The 21,136-nt window shown below is 73.3% G+C and carries 18 protein-coding genes and 1 pseudogene; 9 read left to right on the forward strand and 10 right to left on the reverse strand.

All coding sequences use genetic code 11. From position 1 onward, the window contains the following. Positions 1-131: 131 nt before the first annotated feature. Both FKN01_RS18310 and FKN01_RS18315 read right to left on the reverse strand, forming a co-directional pair. Positions 132-1,259: a MerR family transcriptional regulator gene (locus FKN01_RS18310; protein ID WP_143621928.1), complete on the reverse strand. Its 1,128-nt coding sequence runs from the start codon at positions 1,257-1,259 to the stop codon at positions 132-134. A gap of 91 nt (positions 1,260-1,350) precedes the next feature. Continuing rightward, positions 1,351-1,749 carry a hypothetical protein gene (locus FKN01_RS18315; protein ID WP_143621930.1) on the reverse strand — a complete coding sequence of 133 codons (399 nt, stop codon included), beginning with the start codon at positions 1,747-1,749 and terminating at the stop codon, positions 1,351-1,353. A 121-nt stretch (positions 1,750-1,870) separates the two neighbouring features. Here FKN01_RS18315 and FKN01_RS18320 point away from each other — a divergent pair, with 121 nt between their 5' ends. Together FKN01_RS18320 and FKN01_RS18325 are read left to right on the forward strand one after the other, a co-directional pair. Next, complete coding sequence (locus tag FKN01_RS18320; protein WP_143621932.1) at positions 1,871-2,761, forward strand: hypothetical protein; 891 nt, start codon at positions 1,871-1,873, stop codon at positions 2,759-2,761. A gap of 43 nt (positions 2,762-2,804) precedes the next feature. Further along, the gene (locus FKN01_RS18325; protein ID WP_143621933.1) at positions 2,805-3,758 is read left to right on the forward strand and encodes an NADP-dependent oxidoreductase; all 954 of its coding nucleotides are present in this window, start codon (positions 2,805-2,807) and stop codon (positions 3,756-3,758) included. A gap of 14 nt (positions 3,759-3,772) precedes the next feature. On the opposite strand, the gene FKN01_RS18330 is transcribed toward FKN01_RS18325, so the two are convergent. Next, positions 3,773-4,180, reverse strand: coding sequence for an RNA-binding S4 domain-containing protein (locus FKN01_RS18330; protein WP_143621935.1), 408 nt, complete (start codon positions 4,178-4,180; stop codon positions 3,773-3,775). A 704-nt stretch (positions 4,181-4,884) separates the two neighbouring features. On the opposite strand from FKN01_RS18330, the gene FKN01_RS18335 reads away from it, so the two are divergent. Then, on the forward strand, positions 4,885-6,312 hold the full coding sequence (locus FKN01_RS18335) for a VWA domain-containing protein (protein WP_398932737.1): 1,428 nt from the start codon (positions 4,885-4,887) through the stop codon (positions 6,310-6,312). On the opposite strand, the gene FKN01_RS18340 is transcribed toward FKN01_RS18335, so the two are convergent. The 4 genes from FKN01_RS18340 to aspS all read right to left on the reverse strand — a co-directional run bounded on the left by FKN01_RS18340 (position 6,261) and on the right by aspS (position 11,033). Beyond that, positions 6,261-7,457, reverse strand: coding sequence for a cell wall metabolism sensor histidine kinase WalK (locus FKN01_RS18340; protein WP_143621939.1), 1,197 nt, complete (start codon positions 7,455-7,457; stop codon positions 6,261-6,263). The two genes, FKN01_RS18335 and FKN01_RS18340, sit on opposite strands and share 52 nt — an antisense overlap. Then, positions 7,454-8,107 (reverse strand): response regulator transcription factor, encoded by a 654-nt coding sequence (locus tag FKN01_RS18345; RefSeq protein ID WP_221939370.1) that lies wholly within the window; start codon positions 8,105-8,107, stop codon positions 7,454-7,456. Before FKN01_RS18345 ends, FKN01_RS18340 begins: the two co-directional genes overlap by 4 nt. 99 nt (positions 8,108-8,206) lie before the next feature. Beyond that, positions 8,207-9,049 (reverse strand): L,D-transpeptidase family protein, encoded by an 843-nt coding sequence (locus tag FKN01_RS18350; protein ID WP_143621943.1) that lies wholly within the window; start codon positions 9,047-9,049, stop codon positions 8,207-8,209. 202 nt (positions 9,050-9,251) lie between these two features. After that, positions 9,252-11,033, reverse strand: coding sequence for an aspartate--tRNA ligase (aspS, locus tag FKN01_RS18355; protein WP_143621945.1), 1,782 nt, complete (start codon positions 11,031-11,033; stop codon positions 9,252-9,254). A 151-nt stretch (positions 11,034-11,184) separates the two neighbouring features. Here aspS and FKN01_RS18360 point away from each other — a divergent pair, with 151 nt between their 5' ends. After that, positions 11,185-13,299 carry a SpoIIE family protein phosphatase gene (locus FKN01_RS18360; RefSeq protein ID WP_143621947.1) on the forward strand — a complete coding sequence of 705 codons (2,115 nt, stop codon included), beginning with the start codon at positions 11,185-11,187 and terminating at the stop codon, positions 13,297-13,299. A 31-nt stretch (positions 13,300-13,330) separates the two neighbouring features. Here FKN01_RS18360 and FKN01_RS18365 read toward each other — a convergent pair whose 3' ends face one another. The 3 genes from FKN01_RS18365 to FKN01_RS18375 form a co-directional block, all read right to left on the reverse strand. Continuing rightward, positions 13,331-14,392, reverse strand: coding sequence for an AI-2E family transporter (locus FKN01_RS18365; protein WP_143621949.1), 1,062 nt, complete (start codon positions 14,390-14,392; stop codon positions 13,331-13,333). A gap of 96 nt (positions 14,393-14,488) precedes the next feature. Then, positions 14,489-15,445, reverse strand: a complete 957-nt coding sequence (locus tag FKN01_RS18370; RefSeq protein WP_143621951.1) for a pirin family protein — start codon at positions 15,443-15,445, stop codon at positions 14,489-14,491. Between the two features lie 153 nt (positions 15,446-15,598). Beyond that, the gene (locus tag FKN01_RS18375) at positions 15,599-16,039 is read right to left on the reverse strand and encodes an SseB family protein (RefSeq protein WP_143621953.1); all 441 of its coding nucleotides are present in this window, start codon (positions 16,037-16,039) and stop codon (positions 15,599-15,601) included. A 148-nt stretch (positions 16,040-16,187) separates the two neighbouring features. Between FKN01_RS18375 and FKN01_RS18380 the strand changes: the two genes are divergently transcribed. The 5 genes and pseudogenes from FKN01_RS18380 (at position 16,188) to FKN01_RS18400 (ending at position 21,126) form a co-directional block, all read left to right on the forward strand. After that, entirely contained in the window at positions 16,188-18,014 is a 1,827-nt protein-coding gene (locus FKN01_RS18380; protein WP_143621955.1) for an acyl-CoA dehydrogenase, read from the forward strand. A 128-nt stretch (positions 18,015-18,142) separates the two neighbouring features. Next, positions 18,143-19,441, forward strand: a complete 1,299-nt coding sequence (locus tag FKN01_RS18385; protein ID WP_143621957.1) for a M18 family aminopeptidase — start codon at positions 18,143-18,145, stop codon at positions 19,439-19,441. 124 nt (positions 19,442-19,565) lie between these two features. After that, positions 19,566-19,784 carry a DUF6458 family protein gene (locus FKN01_RS18390; protein WP_143621959.1) on the forward strand — a complete coding sequence of 73 codons (219 nt, stop codon included), beginning with the start codon at positions 19,566-19,568 and terminating at the stop codon, positions 19,782-19,784. Positions 19,785-19,895: 111 nt separating this feature from the next. Continuing rightward, positions 19,896-20,709, forward strand: a pseudogene (locus tag FKN01_RS18395) (BTAD domain-containing putative transcriptional regulator); the annotation flags it as partial. 81 nt (positions 20,710-20,790) lie between these two features. Next, a complete protein-coding gene (locus tag FKN01_RS18400; protein WP_143621960.1) occupies positions 20,791-21,126 on the forward strand; it encodes a hypothetical protein in 336 nt (111 codons plus the stop codon). The last annotated feature ends 10 nt before the right edge of the window (positions 21,127-21,136 follow it).

A 21,136-nucleotide genomic window follows, 5' to 3' on the forward strand; every position in this document is an offset into this window, starting at 1 on the left:
CCCCCGCGGGGCGCGCGGCCCCGCCGCCCCCCCCCCCCCCCCCCCCCGCCCGGGGGCCCGGCGGGCCCCCCGGCCCCGCGCGCCGGCCCCGGCCCCCGCGCCCGGCGGGGGGGGGGCCCCACCCCTCGTACTCACAGCTCCACGACGTCCGCCACCGCACACGCCACGTTGTCCGGCGCACCGGCCGCCTCCGCGAGCTCGATCAGCGCGCCCACGGCGGTGGCCGGCCCGTCCGCCCCGGCCAGCACCCGCGCCAGGTCCCCGCCGTCCACGACCGCCGAGAGCCCGTCCGAGCAGAGCAGATAGCGGTCGCCGGGCAGCGCGTCCCGGACGTCCACATCGGGTCCGCCGTACGGGCCGTCCCCGGAGAGCGCCTTGAGGAGCATCGCCCGCTGCGGGTGCGAGAACGCCTCCTCCTCCGTCAGCGAACCGTCGTCGATCATCGACTGGACCACGCTGTGGTCGTGCGTGATCCGGAACAGCTCGCCCCCGCGCAGCAGATACGCCCGCGAGTCCCCGATGTGCACCAGGCCCAGCCGCGAGCCCGTCCACATCATCGCCGTGAGCGTCGTGCCCGACTCCTGAGGCGCCCCGCCCCCCTCGCTCCCCGCCACCGCCTCCCGCACCGCGAGCGCCACCCGCTCCGCCGCGTCGTGCAGGGTGTTCAGCAGCTCCGCCGCCGGCACCGCGCCCGGTGCGAACGGTTTCAGCGCCTCGATCGCCGCCGTGCTGGCCCCCGCGCCGCTCACGCCGAACCCGTCGGCGACCGCGAGCAGCCGGGCCCCGGCGTAGACCGCGTCCTGGTTGGTCTCGCGCACCGCGCCCGTGTCGGTGCGGGCCGCGTAGCGGATTCCGAGTGTGCCCACCGATGTCATGACGTCCTCCGTCGACAGCTGGTCGATGAGGAAGGCCGCGAGGTCACGGCGGGCCGCCGTCTCCGCCTCGACACGCGCCCAGTACGCCCGGATCGCCGCGGCGGCCGCGCCGGACTCCAGCGCGATCACCTCCCTGATCCGGGCGAGCGGCATCCCGATCCGGCGCAGCCAGGCCACCAGCCGGGCCGCCCGCACCTGCGCCGGGTCGTAGTACCGGTAGCCGTTCACCGGGTCGACCAGGGCCGGCGGGAGCAGGCCGAGCTCGTCGTAACGGCGCAGCGCCTTCGCGGACAGCCGGGACAGCCGGGCGAACGCCCCGATCGTCACCAGCTCCGCGCCGAGGCCCCGCCCCTGCCCGTCCTCCGTCACCGCACGCCTCCTCATACCGGGCGGACTTCCCGCCCCGGCACACTCGATCCTTGGCCTTCCCCCATGGAGAAGGTCAAGGACCGGGGCGTGCGGGTGGGCGCGGGTGTCACTCCCGCGTGTAGAAGTAGTAGTACGCGGCGAGCAGTCCGCCGAGTCCGAGGATCAGCCCGATCACCGACGCCGACAGGATGCTGGCACCGGAGAGGCTGTAGAGGAAGCCGATCGAGGCGCCGGTCAGCACCCCGTACGCGGCGGCCCGCAGCTCGCGCGGCAGCCGGTTCTGGATGCGGCCGAGGCCGAAGCAGAGCACCGCGAGCACGGCGCCTGAGACCAGTCCGAGGGCGAGCCGGGTGCCCGTCAGCACCCCGCCGCCCCGGACGATGGCGGTCGCGTAGCAGCCCAAGATCAGGCCGAGCGTGGCCGGGATCGCCCAGCTGAGGACCGGGCGGTGCCGAGCGGGCGTCGCACGCCTCCCGCGCGCCGGCACCGAAACGTGTGCGGCCATGGCAGAGAGCTCCTTCCGTCACCCCCGCTTTCCCTCCAGGGCACACCTGGCCGGGCCGCCCGGCAACTCGGATGGCCCACGGCCCGGGGCGTCCGGCGACCATCCGGGATTCCCTGGAGGGGTGCGGACGTATTTCTCGGTGGCCCTGTCGGCGGTACTGCTGGTGCTGCTGGCCGTCCTGGTGCCGCTGAGCGCGCTGTCCGCCTGGGTCGACCTGGAGATCGACGACACGGACCGTTACGTCTCCGCCGTCGCCCCGCTCGCCGACGACCCGGCGGTGCGGAGCACCGTCGCCGACCTGATCACCGACAGCGCGATGAAGCAGATCGACGTCGGACCGCTCCAGAACACCGTCCGGGACTTCCTGCACCAGGCCGTGGAGTCCTTCACCACCACGGACGCCTTCCAGGACGCCTGGACCGCCGCCAACCGCACCGCGCACGAGACGGTCACCGCCGCGCTCGACGGCCGGAGCGGCGAGAGCGTCACGATCGACCTGGCGCCCGTCACGGAACAGGTGAAGCAGAACCTGGTGGACAACGGGGTGCCGTTCGCCGACCGCATCCCCGTCCAGCACACCGACATCCAGCTGGTCTCCGCCGACCGCGCGGACCAGCTGCGGCAGACCTTCCGGTGGCTGCGCTCCGCCAGTGTGTGGCCGGCCGTCGGCACGGCCCTGTTCGCGCTGCTCGCCGTCGCGCTCGCCTGGACGCGCGGCGGACCCGGCCGCCGGGCCCGCGCCCTGGCCGCGATGGCCGGCACCGCCGTGGCCGGCGCGGGCTTCGCGCTCGGCGCGCTGGTGCTGCGCGGGGCGCTGGCGCTGGCCCGCGACCGGGTGCTCGACGAGGTCCCGGACAGCGACACGGGCGCCGCCTCGGCCGTCTACGACGCGCTGACCTCCTCGCTGCGCACCACGGTGTGGATCGTCTTCGGCCTGGGCCTGGCCGTCGCGGTGTGCGCGGTGGCGGCCCGGATCTGGGCCCAGCGGGTGCTGCCGGCGCCGGCGGAATGACGCGTCCGCTCCCGCCGGAGCGGCCCGACTGGGAGGTGTACGGATGCGAGCCATCGCCGTCAGCGCGCTGCGGGCCGACCCGGTGCTGGTCGAGCTGCCCAAGCCGGAGCCACGGCCCGGCGAGGTCCGGGTGCGGGTCGAATACGCGTCGCTCAACCCGCTGGACTGGCAGGTCGCGGACGGCTCGGCCGGTGGCATCGCCCCGGCGCCCCGGGCCTTCCCGTTCGTCGTCGGCGTGGACTACGCGGGCCGCGTCGACATGATCGGCGGCGGCGAGAACCGCTTCCGGGTGGGGGACCCGGTCTTCGGGCGGGCGGACGTGGCCGACGCGGGCGGCTCGTACGGGGAGTACCTGTGCGTGGAGCAGGACTCCGCCCTCACCTTCGTCCCGCGCGGCCTCGGCGCCCGGGCCGCCGCCGCGCTGCCGACCGCCGGGATGGCCGCCGCCCAGATCCTGGAGGCGGTGGCCCTGCGCGGCCACGAGACCCTGCTGGTCATCGGGGCGGCGGGCGGGGTCGGCTGCTGCCTGACCCAGCTCGCCCGGGCCCGGGACGTCCGCGTGATCGCGGCCGTGCGCGGTGACGAGCGGTCCAGGATGGGGTCGCTGGGCGCGGCGGCCTCGGTGGACCTCACGGACGGCCCGTCCTCCGACGCGCTGCGGAGGGCCTGCCCGGACGGCATCGACGCGCTGGCCGACCTGGCGTCGGCGGCCCCGGACGCGTTCGCGGCGCACGCGGCGGCGGTCCGGCCGGGCGGCATCGCGCTCTCCACCCGGGGCGCCGCCGCCGGGGCCCGGCTGCCCGAGGGCGTCAGGGGCGTCGACTTCCGTCTCGACCCGAGCCCGGTCCTGCTGGACGTGCTGGCGGCCGGTGCGGCGGACGGCGTCCTGCGCCTGCCCGTCGAGGCCGAACTGCCGCTGGAGGAGGCGCCGACGGCCCTGGCGCGCAACCGGGCGGGCGGGGCGCGCGGCAAGACGGTGATCGCGCTGCACCGCTGACGCGCGGGGCGCCGCTACTCCGCCGGGCCCGGGCCCAGTCCGCGCAGCCGGTCCATCTCGCGGCGGTCCCGCTTCGTGGGCCTCCCCGCGCCCCGGTCGCGTACCGGGACCTGGATCGCGGCCTCGCGCGGCGGCGGGGGCGGGCTGTTGTCGACGAAGCACTCGGCTGCCACGGGCGGACCCACCCGCTTCTTCACCAGCTTCGACACGACGACGATCCGGTCCCGGCCCGCGTGGCGGAGCCGTACCTCGTCACCGACCCGCACCGATTGCGCGGGCTTGGCGCGTTCGCCCGCGACCTTCACATGACCCGCACGGCAGGCGGCGGCGGCCTGCGCCCGGGTCTTCGTGAGCCGGACCGACCAGATCCAGACATCGACCCGGACACTGCCCTCCGTCTGCGGAGCCTCACCCGAAACCATGCGTCCGACTCTAGGCGGTGGGCCCGGGCGGTACGTTCCCGCGTCAACTCGGCGCCCGTGCGGTGCAGGTGAAGCGGGGGCGCGGTGAACGCCCGTACGGGCCTCAGGACTCGGTCGGGGCACGGTTCGCTCTCGGTCGTCCCACATGCGGGCCGTACCGCCGAACGGCCTTATCCGGCCGCTAACCTTACGTATCCGCCCTGGCCAGGGATCAATTCCCGCAGTACGGACATTCATCGCACCCAACTCACGCGAAAGGCTCGCCCATGGGCATTCGGAGCTTGCTGCGCAAGGTGTTCGGCCGTGACCGCACGGAACAGGACGACCCGACGACGGCCACGGTCCCGCCCCAGGGCGAGCACTCGAGTGCCGCGGAGCCGGAGCCGGCGGACGAGGCACCCGTCAGGATCTCGGTGCCCGCCCCCGCGTCGTCCGACGAGGCCCCGAAGGCGTCGGACGCGGAGGCCAAGGCGTCGGACCTGGTGGCCGCGGCCTTCGACAACCCGTCCACGCCCACGGTCCCGGCCCAGAGCAAGGGCCCGGACGCGGAGGCCGAAACCCCGAAGCCGCTTGAGGCCGAAACCCCGGAGGCGCCCGAGGCCGAGACCCGGGAGACGCCCGAACCGCCCGCCGAGGCGGAGACCGCCGCGCGCGTCGAGGAGGCCCCGGAGGTGGAAGCCCCGGAGGCGGAGGCCCCCGAACCGGTGGCGGAGGCCGCCGCGCCCGTCGCGAAGGCCGCACCCCCGGAGCCGAAGGCGCCCGAACCGCCCGCCGAGGCCGAGGCCCCCGAGCCGGCGGCGGAGACCACCGAGCCCGTCGCGGAGGCCCCGAAGGTGGCAGCCCCGGAGGCGGAGGCAGAGGCCCCCGAGCCGGTGACGGAGACCGCCGCGCCCGTCGCGGAGGCCGCACCCCCGGAGCCGGAGGCGCCCGAACCGCCCGCCGAGGCCGAGGCCCCCGCGCCCGTCGCGGAACCGGTGGCACCCGAACCGCCCACCGAGGCCGAGACCCCCGAGCCGGCGGCGGAGACCACCGCGCCCCTCGCGAAGGCCGCACCCCCGGAGCCGGAGGCGCCCGAACCGCCCGCCGAGGCCGAGGCCCCCGAGCCGGAGGCCGAGGCCCCCACGCCCGTCGCGGAGGCCGAAGCCCCGGAGCCGGAGGCGCCGGAGGCGCCCGAGGCGCCGGAGGCGCCCGAACCGGCCGTCGAGGCCATCGCGGCGCCCGAGCCCGTCGTGGCCTCGGAGACGCCCGAGCCCGAGCCGGTCGAGGCGAGCGAGACCCCGCAGCCGGAGCCGGTGGCCGAGCCCGAGCCGGTCGCAGAGACCCCGACCCCCGCGGCGGAACCGCAGGAACCCGCCGCACCGGCACCCGTCGCGACCCCCGAGCCGGAGGCCGACGCCCCCGCGCCGATCGTCATCGACATGGACCCGGAGCCCGAGGCGGCCCCGGCCGCCCCCGGCAAGCCCGCACTCACCCTTGCCAAGGTCAAGGCGCGGGCGCCCGAGCTGGCGGGCGCGTACAAGGCGGCGCAGGCCGGGCTGAAGGCGCACGGGCTGACCGGGCTGCGCGCCACCGTCTATCTGGTCCTGGACCGCTCCGGCTCCATGCGCCCGTTCTACAAGGACGGCAGCGCCCAGCACCTGGGCGACCGCACGCTCGCGCTCGCCGCGCACCTGGACGAGAGCGCCACCGTGCAGGTCGTGTTCTTCTCGACCGACATCGACGGCACCGGCACGGTGGAGCTGGACGGCCACGAGGGCCGGATCGACGCCCTCAACGCGGACCTCGGCCGGCTCGGCCGCACGAACTACCACCGCGCGGTCGAGGAGGTCGTCGCGCACTACGAGAAGTCCGGGGCCACCGGCCCCGCGCTGGTGGTCTTCCAGACGGACGGGCCGCCGGACGCCCGGCAGGCCGCCCGCCAGGCGCTCGACGCGGCGGCCCGGCTGCCGCTGTTCTTCCAGTTCGTCGCGTTCGGCGAGCAGGACGCCAAGGGCTTCGACTTCCTGCGGAAGCTGGACACCCCGAACACCGGCTTCTTCCACGCCGGCCCCGCCCCCCGCGAGGTGCCGGACACCACGTTCTACCGCGAGCTGCTGGCCGCGCTCCCCGCTTGGGTGGCCACGCGTTCCTGAGACGCCGGCAGGCGTACGGTCACGGCGAGCCCGCCCCCGGGGCCCGGCACCGCCGTGACCGTACCGTCGTGGGCCAGCGCGATGGACCGCACGATCGACAGGCCGAGGCCCGAGCCCGGCCCCATCCGGTCCCTGCCCTCGCCCCTGCGGAACGGCTCGAACAGCCCGGGAACGTCCGCCGCGTCCACCACGGGCCCGGTGTTGCGGACCTCCAGCAGGACCCCGCCGCCGGCCGGGACCACCGACACGTCGACGCTCCCGCCGGGCACGTTGTACGTCACCGCGTTGGCGAGCAGGTTCGCCACCAGCTGGGCCAGCAGCAGCCGGTTCCCGCGCACCGGGCAGGTCCGGGTGTCGAGCCGGACGCCCGGGTGCCGGGCCGCCTCCTCCGCCACCACCCGGGCCAGGTCCACCGGTTCCCGCTCGCTCTTGTCGAGCCCCCGCTCGCTGCGGGCCAGGACGAGCAGCCCGTCGATGAGCCGTTCACTGCGCCGGTTGTTGTCCAGGAGCGTCTGCCGGGTGCGGACGAGGTCCTCCGGCGTCGGGTCGTCCAGGCCGATCTGGATCGCCGCGCGCTGGGTGGCCAGCGGGGTGCGCAGCTCGTGCGAGGCGTTGGCGATGAACCTCCGCTGGCTGTCGAAGGCCCGCTCCAGCCGGGCCAGCAGCGCGTCGAGCGTGTCGCCCAGCTCCTTCAGCTCGTCGTCGGGCCCGCTGGAGGCGATCCGCTCATGGAGCGTGTGCGCGGAGAGTTTGCGCGCCTTGGCGGTCATGGCGTGGACGGGCCGCAGGACCCGCCCCGCCGTCCACCATCCGACGCCCACCGCACAGGCCGTCATCACCAGCAGCGCGGCGGCGGACCAGATGAGCAGCTGGTGGCCGGCCGCGTCGCTGACATGGTCGGTGAGGTCGTAGACGGTAGGCGGACCGAGTCGGCGGCGGCTGACGAGCGGACCGTTGACCGCGTAGCCCGGCTGGACCACGACGGCGGTGTCCGCGATGGCACGCGCCTGCGAGTCCGTCCCGGCGCGGGAGGCCAGGTTGACCGTGGCCAGCAGGGCCGTGCCGAGGACCAGGAAGACCCCGCCGTAGACGAGGGCGATGCGGGTCCTGATCGTGGAGTGCGGCAGCCGGGCCGGACGCTTCACAGCGCGTACCCCACGCCCTGGACGGTACGGATCACGGCGGGTTCGCCGAGCTTGCCGCGCAGCTTGCTCATGCAGACCCGGACGGCGCCCGTGAAGGGGTCGGCGTTGGCGTCCCAGGCCCGCTCCAGCAGCTCCTCCGCGCTGACGGTCCCGCCGTCCGCCTCCAGGAGCAGCTGAAGCACGGTGAACTCCTTCGGCGACAGGTCCAGGTCCCGCCCGTCCCGGGTCGCCGACCGCCGTACGGTGTCGAGCCGGATGCCGTACCGCTCCAGCTGCGGCGGTACGGGGCGGGCGCTGCGCCGCCGCAGCGCGCGTACGCGGGAGACCAGCTCGGGGAACTCGAACGGCTTGCCCAGATAGTCGTCGGCGCCCAGGTCGAGCCCGGCGACCCGGTCCTCCGTGGAGCCGGCGGCCGTCAGCATCAGAATCCTGGTCCGGGAGCCGGAGGCGACGAGCCCGCGCGCCACGTCGTCGCCGTGCACCCGGGGCAGATCGCGGTCCAGGACGACCACGTCGTAGTCGTGCAGCCCCAGGTACGCCTGGGCGGCATCACCGCTGTACACCGTGTCGACGGCGAAGCCGGCCCGCCGCAGCCCGGTGGCGACCAGCTCCGCGAGAATTTCCTCGTCCTCGGCGACCAGTACCCGCATCGTGATGTCCCTAGCCTCGTGCATGCGTGTCCACTCCCTCCCAGGATGCGTCCTTGATACGGGAAGGGAGGTTTCGCAAAGCTCTCCGGCCGGGGACGTTCAGCGGCTCAGCGACTCCGCGTCCCCCATCACGATGACGGGCTCCATGGCCGGATCGAGAGCCCTCAGGAGCTCCTTCATCCGGTCCTCGGTGACCGAGACACAGCCCTGGGTCGGCCCGCCGTGGTCCACGTGCACCCAGATCCCGCCGCCCCGCTCCTGGCCGAGGGGGCGGGTGTGGTCGAGCGGGGAGGTGCCGGGGACGCGGTTGTAGTCGATGGCGACGACGTAGTCGAAGGAGCCCTCCAGCGGCTCCCCGTGGAACCCTTCGCCCGTCACCCGGAAGTCCGGGCTCAGGTCGTACGGGAGCGCCGTCTCCGGCGGTGCGAGCCGGCCGCCCGCCGCGGTGAGGGTGAAAACCCCGATGGGCGAGCGCAGATCGCCCTCCCAGTGCTCGCCGGTCCAGCCGTTGAGGGCGTTGTGGGCGGGCCAGGGGCCCAGCGTGGCCCGCCAGCCCGGCCCGGCGGGCCCGTCCCGGGTGTAGAGGACGGCGGTCGACCGGTTGGAGTCCGCCGAGTCCCCGGTCACCACGAACGCCTGCCGTGCCGTGGCCGGGACCGCCGCCCGGGTCTTCGGTCCGAGGCCGGGCAGCTCCGTGGGCTGCGGCGAGGCCGCCGGAGCCGGCGGTACGGGCAGCGGCCCTCGCGACGGCGCCCCGGCGGCGGACGCGGCACCACCGGGCGGCCCCGGTACGCCGTTGATCCGTGCCTGCTCCGTGCCGGTGCCGCTCGTCCCCGTACCGGCGAAGCCACCCGCCCCGCAGCCGGCCAGCAACGCGATCAGGGCCAGGGAGCAGACGACGTGCGGCAGGCGCAGGAGTGCGCGCGAAGGGGGCACGGGCACGGAGGGCTCCTCAGCAGTGGGTGCGCCGGTGTCGGCCCACCCAGTCATTGCCGCCCGCGTCCACGCCCAATCCGGGGCGGAGCCCATCCGGCCGTAGCCGTTCAGGTGATTCGTGTACTTAATCGGAACCGCCGGCGGTCCGTCACGCGAACAGCCCCCGGCCAGTGGCGGCCGAGGGCTGTTTCACGTGAAACAGGCGGAGCTACTTCTGCGCGTCCTTCGCCGGTGCGGCCGGCTTGCGGAGCTGGATGTTGAGCTCGCGGAGGCGGGTCTCCTCCAGGACGGTGGGCGCGCCCATCATCAGGTCCTGGGCGTTGCCGTTGAGCGGGAAGGCGATCGTCTCGCGGATGTTCGGCTCGTCGGCGAGCAGCATCACGATGCGGTCGACGCCCGGGGCGATGCCGCCGTGCGGCGGGGCGCCGAGGCGGAACGCCTTGAGCATGCCCGCGAACTCGCGCTCCACGGTCTCGCGGTCGTAGCCGGCGATCTCGAACGCCTTGATCATCAGCTCCGGCTCGTGGTTCCGGATGGCGCCGGAGGACAGCTCGATGCCGTTGCAGACGATGTCGTACTGCCAGGCGAGGATGTCCAGCGGGTCCTTCTCCTCCAGGTCCTTCAGGCCGCCCTGGGGCATCGAGAAGGGGTTGTGCGAGAAGTCGATCCGGCCGGTCTCCTCGTCCTTCTCGTACATCGGGAAGTCGACGACCCAGCAGAACCGGAAGACGTCCTCCTCGAAGTGGCCGGCCCGCTTGGCGGCCTCGACGCGGACGGCGGACATGATCTTGGAGACCTCGTCGAACTCGCCCGCGCCGAAGAAGACGGCGTGGCCCGGGACGAGCGAGAGCCGCTCGGTGAGCGTCTTGACGTCGTTCTCGGTGAGGAACTTGGCGATCGGCCCGGCCAGCGTGCCGTCCTCGCCGACGCGGACCCAGGCGAGGCCCTTGGCGCCGTGCTGCACGGCGTAGTCGCCGAGGCCGTCGAAGAACTTACGGGACTGGCCCGCCGTGTCCGGCACCGGAAGGGCGCGGACGTGCTTGCCGGCGAACGCCTTGAACTCCGAGTCCGCGAAGACATCGGAGATGTCGACCAGCTCCAGCTTGGCGCGCAGGTCCGGCTTGTCGTTGCCGTACTTCAGCATCGACTCGCGGAACGGGATGCGCGGGAACGGCGAGGTGACGTGGCGGCCGTTGCCGAACTCCTCGAAGAGCTCGGTCATCAGCTTCTCGATCGGCTGGAAGACGTCCTCCTGCTCCACGAAGGACATCTCGACGTCGAGCTGGTAGAACTCGCCGGGCGAGCGGTCGGCGCGGGCGTCCTCGTCGCGGAAGCAGGGCGCGATCTGGAAGTAGCGGTCGAAGCCGGAGATCATCAGCAGCTGCTTGAACTGCTGCGGGGCCTGCGGCAGCGCGTAGAACTTGCCGGGGTTCAGCCGGGACGGGACGACGAAGTCACGGGCGCCCTCGGGGGAGGTCGCGGTGAGGATCGGCGTCGCCATCTCGTTGAAGCCGAGGGCGACCATCTTGGAGCGGATCGAGGCGATCACGGCGGAGCGCAGCATGATGTTGCGGTGCATGCGCTCGCGGCGCAGGTCCAGGAAGCGGTACTCCAGGCGCCGCTCCTCGTTCACGCCGTCCTCGGCGTTGATCGTGAAGGGCAGCGGGCCGGCCTCGCCCAGCACCTCGACCTCGGAGACCTCGATCTCGATCTCGCCGGTCGGCAGGTCCGGGTTGACGTTCTCGGCGCCGCGCGCGGAGACCTTGCCGTCGATCCGGACGACGGTCTCCTTGGTGAGCTTCGCGAGGGCCTCGTTGCCCGGCGTGCCGGGGCGGGCGACGAGCTGCACGAGCCCGTAGTGGTCGCGCAGATCGATGAAGAGGATGCCGCCCAGGTCTCGGCGATTGTGCAGCCAGCCGCTCAGCCGGACGTCGGTGCCGACGTCAGAGGCGCGGAGCTCGCCGCAGGTGTGGGACCTGTACCGATGCATCGTCGTTCATCCAGTCTTCGCGGTTGGGGGAAATTCAGCCCTCCCAGGCTACCGCCCGCGACCGGAGCGTTTCATTGTCATTGTCCGCACCAAGATCGTCCGTCGCCCCGCACCCGCGCCCTCGCCACGCATGCCGGTTTAAAGTGGGGCAATGCGCACCGAGGACGTGCTGGCCGCGACCGCGACCGGGCTGTGGCGCTGGGACAACGGAGCCGGGACGGTCACGCTCGACGCGGAGGCCGCCCGTCTGCTGGAGCTGCCCGCCGAGCCCGGCGTCTTCCGTGAATCGGAGGTCCGCTCCCGCTTCCACCCCGTCGACTGGAACGAGATCGCCGGGGTGATCCGCCTCGCCGTGACCGAGGGCACGCTGGCCGAGGCCCGGCTGCGCATCGTGGACGGCAGCGGCCGGGTCCTGCGCACCGTACGCAGCCGCTCCAAGCCGGTCCCGGCCGGTGAGGGCCGCCAGGACTACGTGCTCATCGGCACGCTCCAGGAGGTCGCCGAGCCCCCGCCGGGCACCGTCGGCACGCACACCGCCATCACCGGCGACTGGCGGCGCTCCCGTGAGGCGTTCCTGCTGGACGCCGGGCGGGCCCTGGCGGAAGCGGGATCCACCACGGAGGTGCTGCGGGTCGCCTACTCGCTCTCCATGCCCGGGTTCTCCCCGGACGGCCTCGCGGTCTTCGGCGTCGAGGGCGAGCGGCTGACGGTCGTCGGGCAGCACGGGCACACCCTCAGCGACGAGGGGCCCTTCACCGACATGCCGCTGGACACGGACTACCCGGCCACCGAGGTCGTACGGACGGGCCGGGCGATCTACCTGCCGACGCCGGAGGACTACCAGGCCCGCTACCCCGCCACCTGGCCGCTGGCCCGGCGGTTCGGGCGCCGCTCCTGGGCCTTCCTGCCGCTGATCGTGTCGGGGCGGACGATGGGGACCTGGATGGCCGGCTTCCGGCACCCGGTGGCCTTCTCGCCGGACGAGCGGTCGGTGCTGACGACCGTGGCCCGGATGCTCGCCCAGGCGCTGGCCCGGGCGGGCGCCGCCGACACGGAGCGCGAGCTGTCGCTGGGGCTCCAGCGCACGATGATGCCCTCCCTCGGCCCGGACATCCCGGGGATGACCGTGGCCGCGCGCTATGTGCCGACCGGCGGCGGCCTCCAGGTCGGCGGCGACTGGTACGACCTGATCCCCCTGCCCAGTGGCCGCATCGCCCTCGTGATCGGCGACGTGCAGGGCCATGACGTGCGGGCGGCGGGGCTCATGGGCCAGCTCCGGATCGCGTTGCGCGCGTACGCCTCCGAGGGCCACCGTCCCGACGCGGTGCTGGCGCGCGCCTCGCGCTTCCTCTCCGGCCTCACCGACCCCGGCGAGGACGACGAGGCCGCGGCGGCGCGCTTCGCGACCTGCCTGTACGCGGAGGCCGACCCGGAGACCGGTGTGCTGGACATCGCCCGGGCCGGCCACCCGGACCCCGTGGTGCTGACCGCCGACGGCACGGCCGTCGTCCGGCAGACCGAGGGCGGGCTGCCGCTGGGCGTCGAGGCGGACGCCGACTACCCGACGACGCGGATCGTGCTGGAGGCCGGGGAGACGATCATGCTCTGCACGGACGGGCTGATCGAGACCGGCGGCCACGACATCGCCTCCGGCTGGGTCCGGCTCCGGCCGATCCTGGAGCGGCACACCGGCGATCTGGAGAAGCTGGCGGACGCGCTGATCCAGGCGGTGCACGGGCCCGGCTCGCACTACACGACCGGGCCGCTCGCGGACCGGCGCGAGGACGACGTCGCGCTCCTGCTGCTGCGCCGCGAGGGCACCGTCGCGTCTCCGTCGGCGCCCCGGCGGACCGCGCTCTCCATCGCCCAGGCCGAACCGGAGCGGATCTCGACGGCCCGGCAGCTGTTGCGGGAGCTGCTGCACGACTGGGCGGACGCCGACCAGGTCGACGCGGCGGTGCTGCTGCTCTCCGAGGTCGTCACCAACGTCCTGGTGCACACGGACGGGGACGCGCTGATGGTCGCCCAGGCCACCGGGACACCGGGGGAACGGTGCCTGCGCGTCGACGTGTCCGACGGCAGCGACGAGCTGCCGCACAAGCGGCGGCCCGGCGAGATGGCCTCCAGCGGCCGGGGTCTGGTGCTGATGGAGATGCTCGCGCACAAGTGGGGGGTCGATCCGCGCGGTGCGGGCAAGTCGATCTGGTTCGAGCTGAACGAGGCCGAGCACCCGGAACCGGACTTCCCGGACCTGGACCTGGACTAGGGCCTGTCCGACCCTGATCCGCCGGACAGCCCTAAGGGCTCTCCTCCGGCGCGGTCCGCCCGCCCTTGCGGAGTTCGCCGATGATGCCGAAGGCCGCCGCGCAGAGCGGGACCGCGAGCAGCATCCCGAGGATGCCCGCGACGCTCGCGCCCGCCGTCAGGGCGATGAGGATCATCGCGGGGTGCATCTGGACCGTACGGCTCTGGATCATCGGCTGGAGGATGTGGCCCTCCAGCACCTGGACGGCGAGGACCACACCGAGCGCCCAGAGCGCGATCGCGAATCCCCGGTCCGCGAGGGCCACCAGCACGGCGACGGCCCCGGAGATGAAGGCGCCGAGGTACGGGATGTAGGCGCCGACGAGCACCAGCGCGCCGAGTCCCACCGCGCCCGGCACCCGCAGGATCAGCAGCCCGACCGTGATGCAGACGGCGTCGATCAGGGCGATGAGCGTCGTCCCGCGCATGAAGCCCTCGACGGCCTCGAAGGCCCGCCGGCCCATCGCCTCGACCATGTCGCCGGTGCCACGCGGGGCGATGGTGTGGGCGAGGTCCGCGGCCCGGTCCGCGTCGCGCAGGAAGAAGAAGGTCAGCAGCAGGGCCAGGACGCTGGTCGCGACGAGGGAGCCGACGACGCTGATACCGGTGAGGAGCCCGCCCGCAGCCGTCGCGCCGAACTTCTCGACCAGTTTGCGGCCACTGGTCTCCAGGTCCTTCACGTCGATGTCGTCCGCGACCTGGAAGTGGTCGACCACCCACTGCCCGGCGTCCTTCAGCGACTGGACGATCTGGTCGCCGGTCTCCACGAGCGCGGCGACGACGATGTAGCCGGCCCCGCCGACCACGGCCAGCAGCACCGCGCAGGTGACCGCGGCGGCCAGCGAGCGGTTCACCCCGTGGGCGGTCATCCGGCGGTGGACGGGCCCGAGCAGCGCCGTACCGAGCAGGGCGAGCAGCACCGGGGTGACGGCGGTCTTGAGGGTGACGCACAGCCAGACCGCGACGGCGGCGACACCGGTGACCAGCAGGACGACACCGCACCAGGCGGCGGTCCGCCGGGCGCCCTCGGGCAGGAGTGGCTTCGGGGTCTGCACCCTTCCAGCCGATCACGGCCCGGCAGCGGTGTCCCGCCCGCGCCGCCGTACGAGTGACGGGGCGTCACACGACGGCGGCGCGGGCGGGCGCGCGGGTCACATGCCGTGGACGGCGGGCACGGTGCCGAGGCGGCCGGCCTGGAAGTCCTCGAAGGCCTGCTTCAGTTCGGCCTGGCTGTTCATCACGAACGGCCCGTAGTGCGCCATCGGCTCGCGGATGGGACGGCCGCCGAGCAGGACGACCTCCAGGTCCGGGGTGTGCCCGTCCTGCTTCTCGTCGGCGCGCACGGTCAGCGAGGAGCCGGCGCCGAAGACGGCGGTCTGGCCCAGGTGGACCGGGCGGCGCTCGGCCCCGGCGGTGCCGCGCCCGGCGAGCACGTACGCGAGGCCGTTGAAGTCCTCGCGCCAGGGCAGCGTCACCTCGGCGCCGGGGCGCACGGTGGCGTGGATCATCGTGATCGGGGTGTGCGTGATGCCGGGGCCCTCGTGACCGTCCAGCTCGCCGGCGATCACGCGGAGCAGCGCGCCGCCGTCCGGGGAGGCGAGCAGCTGGACCTGGCCGCCGCGGATGTCCTGGTAGCGCGGGGCCATCATCTTGTCGGCCTTCGGCAGGTTCACCCAGAGCTGGAGGCCGTGGAAGAGGCCGCCGGACATGACCAGGGACTCCGGCGGCGCCTCGATGTGGAGGAGCCCGGACCCGGCGGTCATCCACTGGGTGTCGCCGTTGCCGATGGTGCCGCCGCCACCGTGGGAGTCCTGGTGGATGAAGCTGCCGTCGATCAGGTAGGTCACGGTCTCGAAGCCGCGGTGCGGGTGCCAGGGCGTGCCCTTCGGCTCGCCCGCCGCGTACTCCACCTCACCCATCTGGTCCATCATGATGAACGGGTCGAGGTACTTGTAGTTGATCCCCGCGAAGGCGCGGCGGACCGGGAAGCCCTCGCCCTCGAAGCCGCTCGGGGCCGTGGTCACGGCGAGCACGGGGCGGGCCGCGGCGTCGCCGGAAGCGGCCACCTTGGGCAGGGTCAGCGGATTCTCGACGGTCACTGCGGGCATGGGAGCCACCTCCGGGGGACGGTACTGCCACCAATTTAGTTGAATGGTGAACATCCCGCAAGGCGCCACGCATTCCCGCACGCCCCCGGACAGCCGGAAGGGGCCCGTACCGAGAGCGGTACGGGCCCCTTCCGGCAGGCCTCGGGCCGTGGATCAGCCGTACATGCGGCGCATCGCGAAGTCGACCATCTGCTCGACGGCCTTGGCGTCGAAGACCATCCGGTGCTCGCCCTCCATGTCCAGGACGAAGCCGTAGCCGGTGGGCAGCAGGTCGATCACCTCGGCACCGGTGATCACGAAGTACTTGGAGTCCTTGCCCGCGTAGAGCCGCAGCTCCTTGAGCGTCGTGAACATCGGGATCACGGGCTGCTGGGTGTTGTGCAGCGCGAGGAAGCCGGGGTTGTCGCCGCGCGGGCAGTAGACCTTCGAGGTGGCGAAGATCTGCTGGAAGTCCTCGGCGGACAGCGAGCCGGTCGTGAAGGCCCGTACCGCGTCACCCAGCGACGGCGGCGAGGGTTCGGGGTACAGCGGCTGCCCGCCGTAGCCGCCCCCCATCGGCTGCTGCGCGCCCTGGTTCTGGTCGTAGCCGTACATGGGACAAAGAGTAATCGGCCACATCCGGGGCTCAGGGGGTTGCGTCTTATTACTGGCGGGTAGCATCATCGGAGAGGTCACCTGATATGTCCGGGCCACCCCTCCACGGGGCGCTGCGCGCCACTGCTATTGATTACGGAGCCTTCCCATGGGGCACTACAAGTCGAATCTCCGCGACATCGAGTTCAACCTCTTCGAGGTCCTCGGGCGCGACAAGCTGTACGGCACCGGACCGTTCACGGAGATGGACGTCGACACGGCGAAGAGCATCCTCGAGGAGGTCGCCCGCCTCGCCGAGAACGAGCTCGCCGACTCCTACGCGGACGCCGACCGCAACCCGCCGGTCTTCGACCCGGAGACCAACACCGCGCCGGTCCCCGACACGTTCAAGAAGTCGTACCAGGCGTTCATGGACTCCGAGTACTGGCGCCTCGGCCTGCCCGAGGAGATCGGCGGCACCACCTCGCCCCGCTCGCTGATCTGGGGTTACGCGGAGCTGCTGCTCGGCTCCAACCCGGCCGTCTGGATGTACTCCTCGGGCCCGGCGTTCGCCGGCATCCTCTTCGAGGAGGGCAACGAGGCGCAGAAGAAGGTCGCCGAGATCGCCGTCGAGAAGCAGTGGGGCTCGACGATGGTGCTGACCGAGCCGGACGCCGGCTCCGACGTCGGCGCCGGCCGCACGAAGGCCGTCGAGCAGGAGGACGGGTCCTGGCACATCGAGGGCGTGAAGCGCTTCATCACCTCGGGCGAGCACGACATGTCGGAGAACATCCTCCACTACGTGCTGGCGCGCCCCGAGGGCGCCGGCCCGGGCACCAAGGGCCTCTCCCTCTTCCTGGTCCCGAAGTACCACTTCGACTGGACCACCGGCGAGCTGGGCGAGCGCAACGGCGTGTACGCGACGAACGTCGAGCACAAGATGGGCCTCAAGGCGTCCAACACCTGCGAGATGACGTTCGGCGACCGCCACCCCGCCAAGGGCTGGCTCATCGGCGACAAGCACGACGGCATCCGCCAGATGTTCCGCATCATCGAGTTCGCCCGCATGATGGTCGGCACGAAGGCCATCGCCACCCTCTCCACGGGCTACCTGAACGCGCTGGAGTACGCCAAGGAGCGCGTCCAGGGCACCGACCTCTCGCAGTTCATGGACAAGACCGCGCCGAAGGTCACCATCACGCACCACCCCGACGTGCGCCGCTCGCTGATGACGCAGAAGGCGTACGCGGAGGGCATGCGCGCCCTCGTCCTCTACACCGCCTCCGTCCAGGACGCGATCCAGGAGAAGGAGGCCGCGGGCGAGGACGCCAAGGCGCTGCACGGCCTCAACGACCTGCTCCTCCCGATCGTCAAGGGCTACGGCTCCGAGAAGTCGTACGAGCAGCTGGCGCAGTCGCTCCAGACGTTCGGCGGCTCCGGGTACCTCCAGGAGTACCCGGTCGAGCAGTACATCCGCGACGCCAAGATCGACACCCTGTACGAGGGCACGACGGCCATCCAGGGCCAGGACTTCTTCTTCCGGAAGATCGTCCGCGACCAGGGCGCCTCGCTCAACGCGCTCTCCGAGGAGATCAAGAAGTTCCTCGCGGGCGCCCAGGACAACGAGGAGCTGTCCGGCGCGCTGGACAGCCTCGCGAAGGCCGCGGTGGACCTGGAGGCGATCGTCGGCACGATGATCACCGACCTCACCGCGACCGGCGAGGACGTCAAGAACATCTACAAGGTGGGTCTCAACACCACCCGCCTGCTGCTGGCCTCCGGCGATGTCGTCGTCGGCTACCTGCTGCTCAAGGGCGCGGCCGTGGCCGCCGAGAAGCTGCCGACGGCCTCCGGCAAGGACGTTCCCTTCTACCAGGGCAAGATCGCGGCCGCGAAGTTCTTCGCCGCGAACGTCCTCCCGGGCGTCGCCGCCGAGCGCGCTCTCGCCGAGTCCGTCGACAACTCCCTGATGGAGCTGGACGAGGCGGCCTTCTAGGGAGCCGCCCCGCAGATCCACCGCCGCCGCCCCCGGGACCGTTTCCGGGGGCGGCGCCGCATGATGGGCGCGGTGGCCCGGGGGGCGACAGGGAATCCTTTCGGCCACGTCTGGCTACAGTGAAGAACATGAGTTCCTCCCTCCGCTTCGACCGCGGGCACACCGACGATCTGATGGCCTTCCTGATGGCCTCGCCCTCCCCGTACCACGCCGTGGCCACCGCCGCCGCCCGGCTGGAGAAGGCCGGATTCCGGCAGGTGGAGGAGACCGCGGCCTGGGACGGGACCGCCGGCGGCAAGTACGTCCTGCGCGGTGGCGCGATCGTCGCCTGGTACGTGCCGGAGGGCGCCGGGGCGCACACCCCGTTCCGGATCGTCGGCGCGCACACCGACTCGCCGAACCTGCGGGTCAAGCCGCTGCCCGACACCGGGGCGTACGGCTGGCGCCAGATCGCCGTGGAGATCTACGGCGGCACCCTGCTCAACACCTGGCTGGACCGCGACCTCGGTCTCGCCGGCCGGATCTCGCTGCGCGACGGCAGCGACCGGCTGATCTCCATCGACCGCCCGCTGCTGCGCGTCCCGCAGCTCGCCGTGCACCTGGACCGGTCGGCCAACACCGACGGGCTCAAGCTGGACCGGCAGAAGCACATGCAGCCGATCTGGGGGCTCGGGGACGTCGAGGAGGGCGACCTCATCCGGTTCGTCGCCGAGGAGGCGGGCGTCGACGCCGCGGACATCACCGGCTGGGACCTGATGCCGCACCCCGTCGAGCCGCCGGCCTACCTGGGCCGCGACCGCGAGCTGCTGGCCGGGCCGCGCATGGACAACCTGCTCTCGGTGCACGCGGCGACCGCGGCGCTGGCCGCCGTCGCCGGACAGCCCGACGCCGAGCTGCCGTACATCCCGGTGATGGCCGCCTTCGACCACGAGGAGAACGGCTCGCAGTCGGACACCGGCGCGGACGGGCCGCTGCTCGGCACGGTCCTGGAGCGCTCGGTCTTCGCCCGCGGCGGCGGTTACGAGGACCGCGCCCGCGCCTTCGCCGGCACGGTCTGCCTCTCCTCCGACACCGGCCACGCGATCCACCCGAACTACGCGGAGCGCCACGACCCCACGCACCACCCGGTCGTCAACGGCGGACCGATCCTGAAGGTCAACGTCAACATGCGGTACGCCACCGACGGCGGCGGCCGGTCCGTGTTCGCCGCGGCCTGCGAGAAGGCGGGCGTGCCGTGGCAGACGTTCGTCTCCAACAACGCGATGCCCTGCGGCACGACGATCGGCCCGATCACTGCCGCCCGGCACGGCATCAAGACCGTCGACATCGGCGTCGCCATCCTGTCGATGCACAGCGCCCGCGAGCTGTGCGGCGCGGACGACCCGTACCTCCTCGCGAACGCGCTGGCCGCGTTCCTGGCCGGCTGACGGGCCACCGGATCGCGGACCGGGCGGGAGGCCCCGGCCTCCCGCCCGCGCATGCTCGTCACCGGGCCGGGTACGCGCTCCGTACACGGCCCGGAGGTCCCGGGCCGCCGAGGAGGCGGAACTCATGGGACTCGGAGGATGCATCATCCTCATCGGCGCGGGGGCGATCCTCGCCTTCGCGACCGACTGGCAGCTGGACACCGTCAACGTCGACCTGGTCGGCTGGATCATGATGATCGTCGGCGTCATCGGCGTCTTCGTCTACGCGAGCGTCATCCGGCGCCGTCGGATGGTCGTGCCGCCCACCACGACGGTCGTCTCCGACGACGAACGGCACCTGTGACCGGGGGCGATCCGGCCACACCCCCGGAACGCCACGGCGGAACCCCCGATATTCTGGGCACTTGTCCGTGACCCGGAACCGGGCGCGTCAGACCCGGAAGGGGAGCCGCTCGTGGAGTTCCGGCTGCTCGGCACCGTCTGCGTCGACACGCTGACCGGGCCGCTGCCCCTCGGCCCCGCCAAGCGCCGCAGCCTGCTCGCGGCCCTGCTGCTGCACGCCAACACCCCCGTGTCCATGGCGCGGCTGACCGACTGTCTGTGGGACGACGAGCCTCCGCTCCACGCCCGCACGGTCATCCAGGGGCATGTCTCCCGGCTGCGTGCCCTGCTCGTCGGCGCGGACGCGCAGGCGTACGGGGTGGAACTGGCGACGCTCGGCGACGCGTATGTGCTCCGGGCGCCCGAAACCCTGCTGGACTCCCAGCGGTTCGAGGAACTGCTGATGCTCGCCCGTGAGCAGCGGGACCCCGCCGACACGGTGCTGATGCTGAGGGAGGCCCTGTCGCTCTGGCAGGGCCCCGCCCTCACCGGCACCTTCGCGAGCGCCCCGCTCCAGGCCGCCGCCCACGCGCTGGAGGAGTCCCGCCTCTCGACGGTCGAGCAACTGGCCCGCGCGTACGGGGATCTGGGCGAGCACCACCGCGCGGCGGCGGCCCTCCGCGCGGAGGCCGTCGCCCACCCGCTGCGCGAATCCCTGGCGGCGGCCCTGATGACGGCCCTGCACAGCTCGGGCCGTCAGTCCGAGGCCCTGGACTGCTTCCACCGCACCCGGCGCCTGCTCGCGGATGAACTGGGCGTCGACCCGGGCCGCGAGCTGGCGGACGCGTATGCGCGCATCCTGCGCGGGGAGGGCGGGCCCGTCGTTCCCGGGCACACCGCCGGGGCCGGGGCCCCCGGCGCCCTGCGGGCCGGTACGCCGCCGCTCGCCGAGGCGTCCGCCGACGGGCCCGGCGGGGCGCAGGCCGTCGGGCCGGCGCACGTGCCGCCCTCCCGACGCGCACACGGAGATGCTCGCGCTCCAGCACCTGGCCAGGATGCAGCTGACGGCGGGCCGCCCGCAGGACGCCCTGGACTCCGCCCGGACCGCCTTCGGCCTGGGCCCCGAGCACGAGGAGGCGGCCCGCCGGGTGCTGCTGCTGTCCGTCAGCGGCGAGGCCCACCTCGCCCTCGGTGCGGAGGCGGAGGGCGTCCGGCTCCTGGACGAGGCGGCCACGGAGGCGGAGCGCGCCGGCTACGACGAGGGCGCGGTCCGGGCCCTGGACGCACTGCTCCGGGTCGCGGCGAGCCCCGACCACGTACGCCGCCACACCGAAGCGGCCCACCGCCTGACGGCGAACACCTGAGACAGCCCCT

The organism is Streptomyces sp. 130 (assembly GCF_007096885.1).
In the GTDB taxonomy this organism is placed as follows: Bacteria; Actinomycetota; Actinomycetes; order Streptomycetales; family Streptomycetaceae; genus Streptomyces.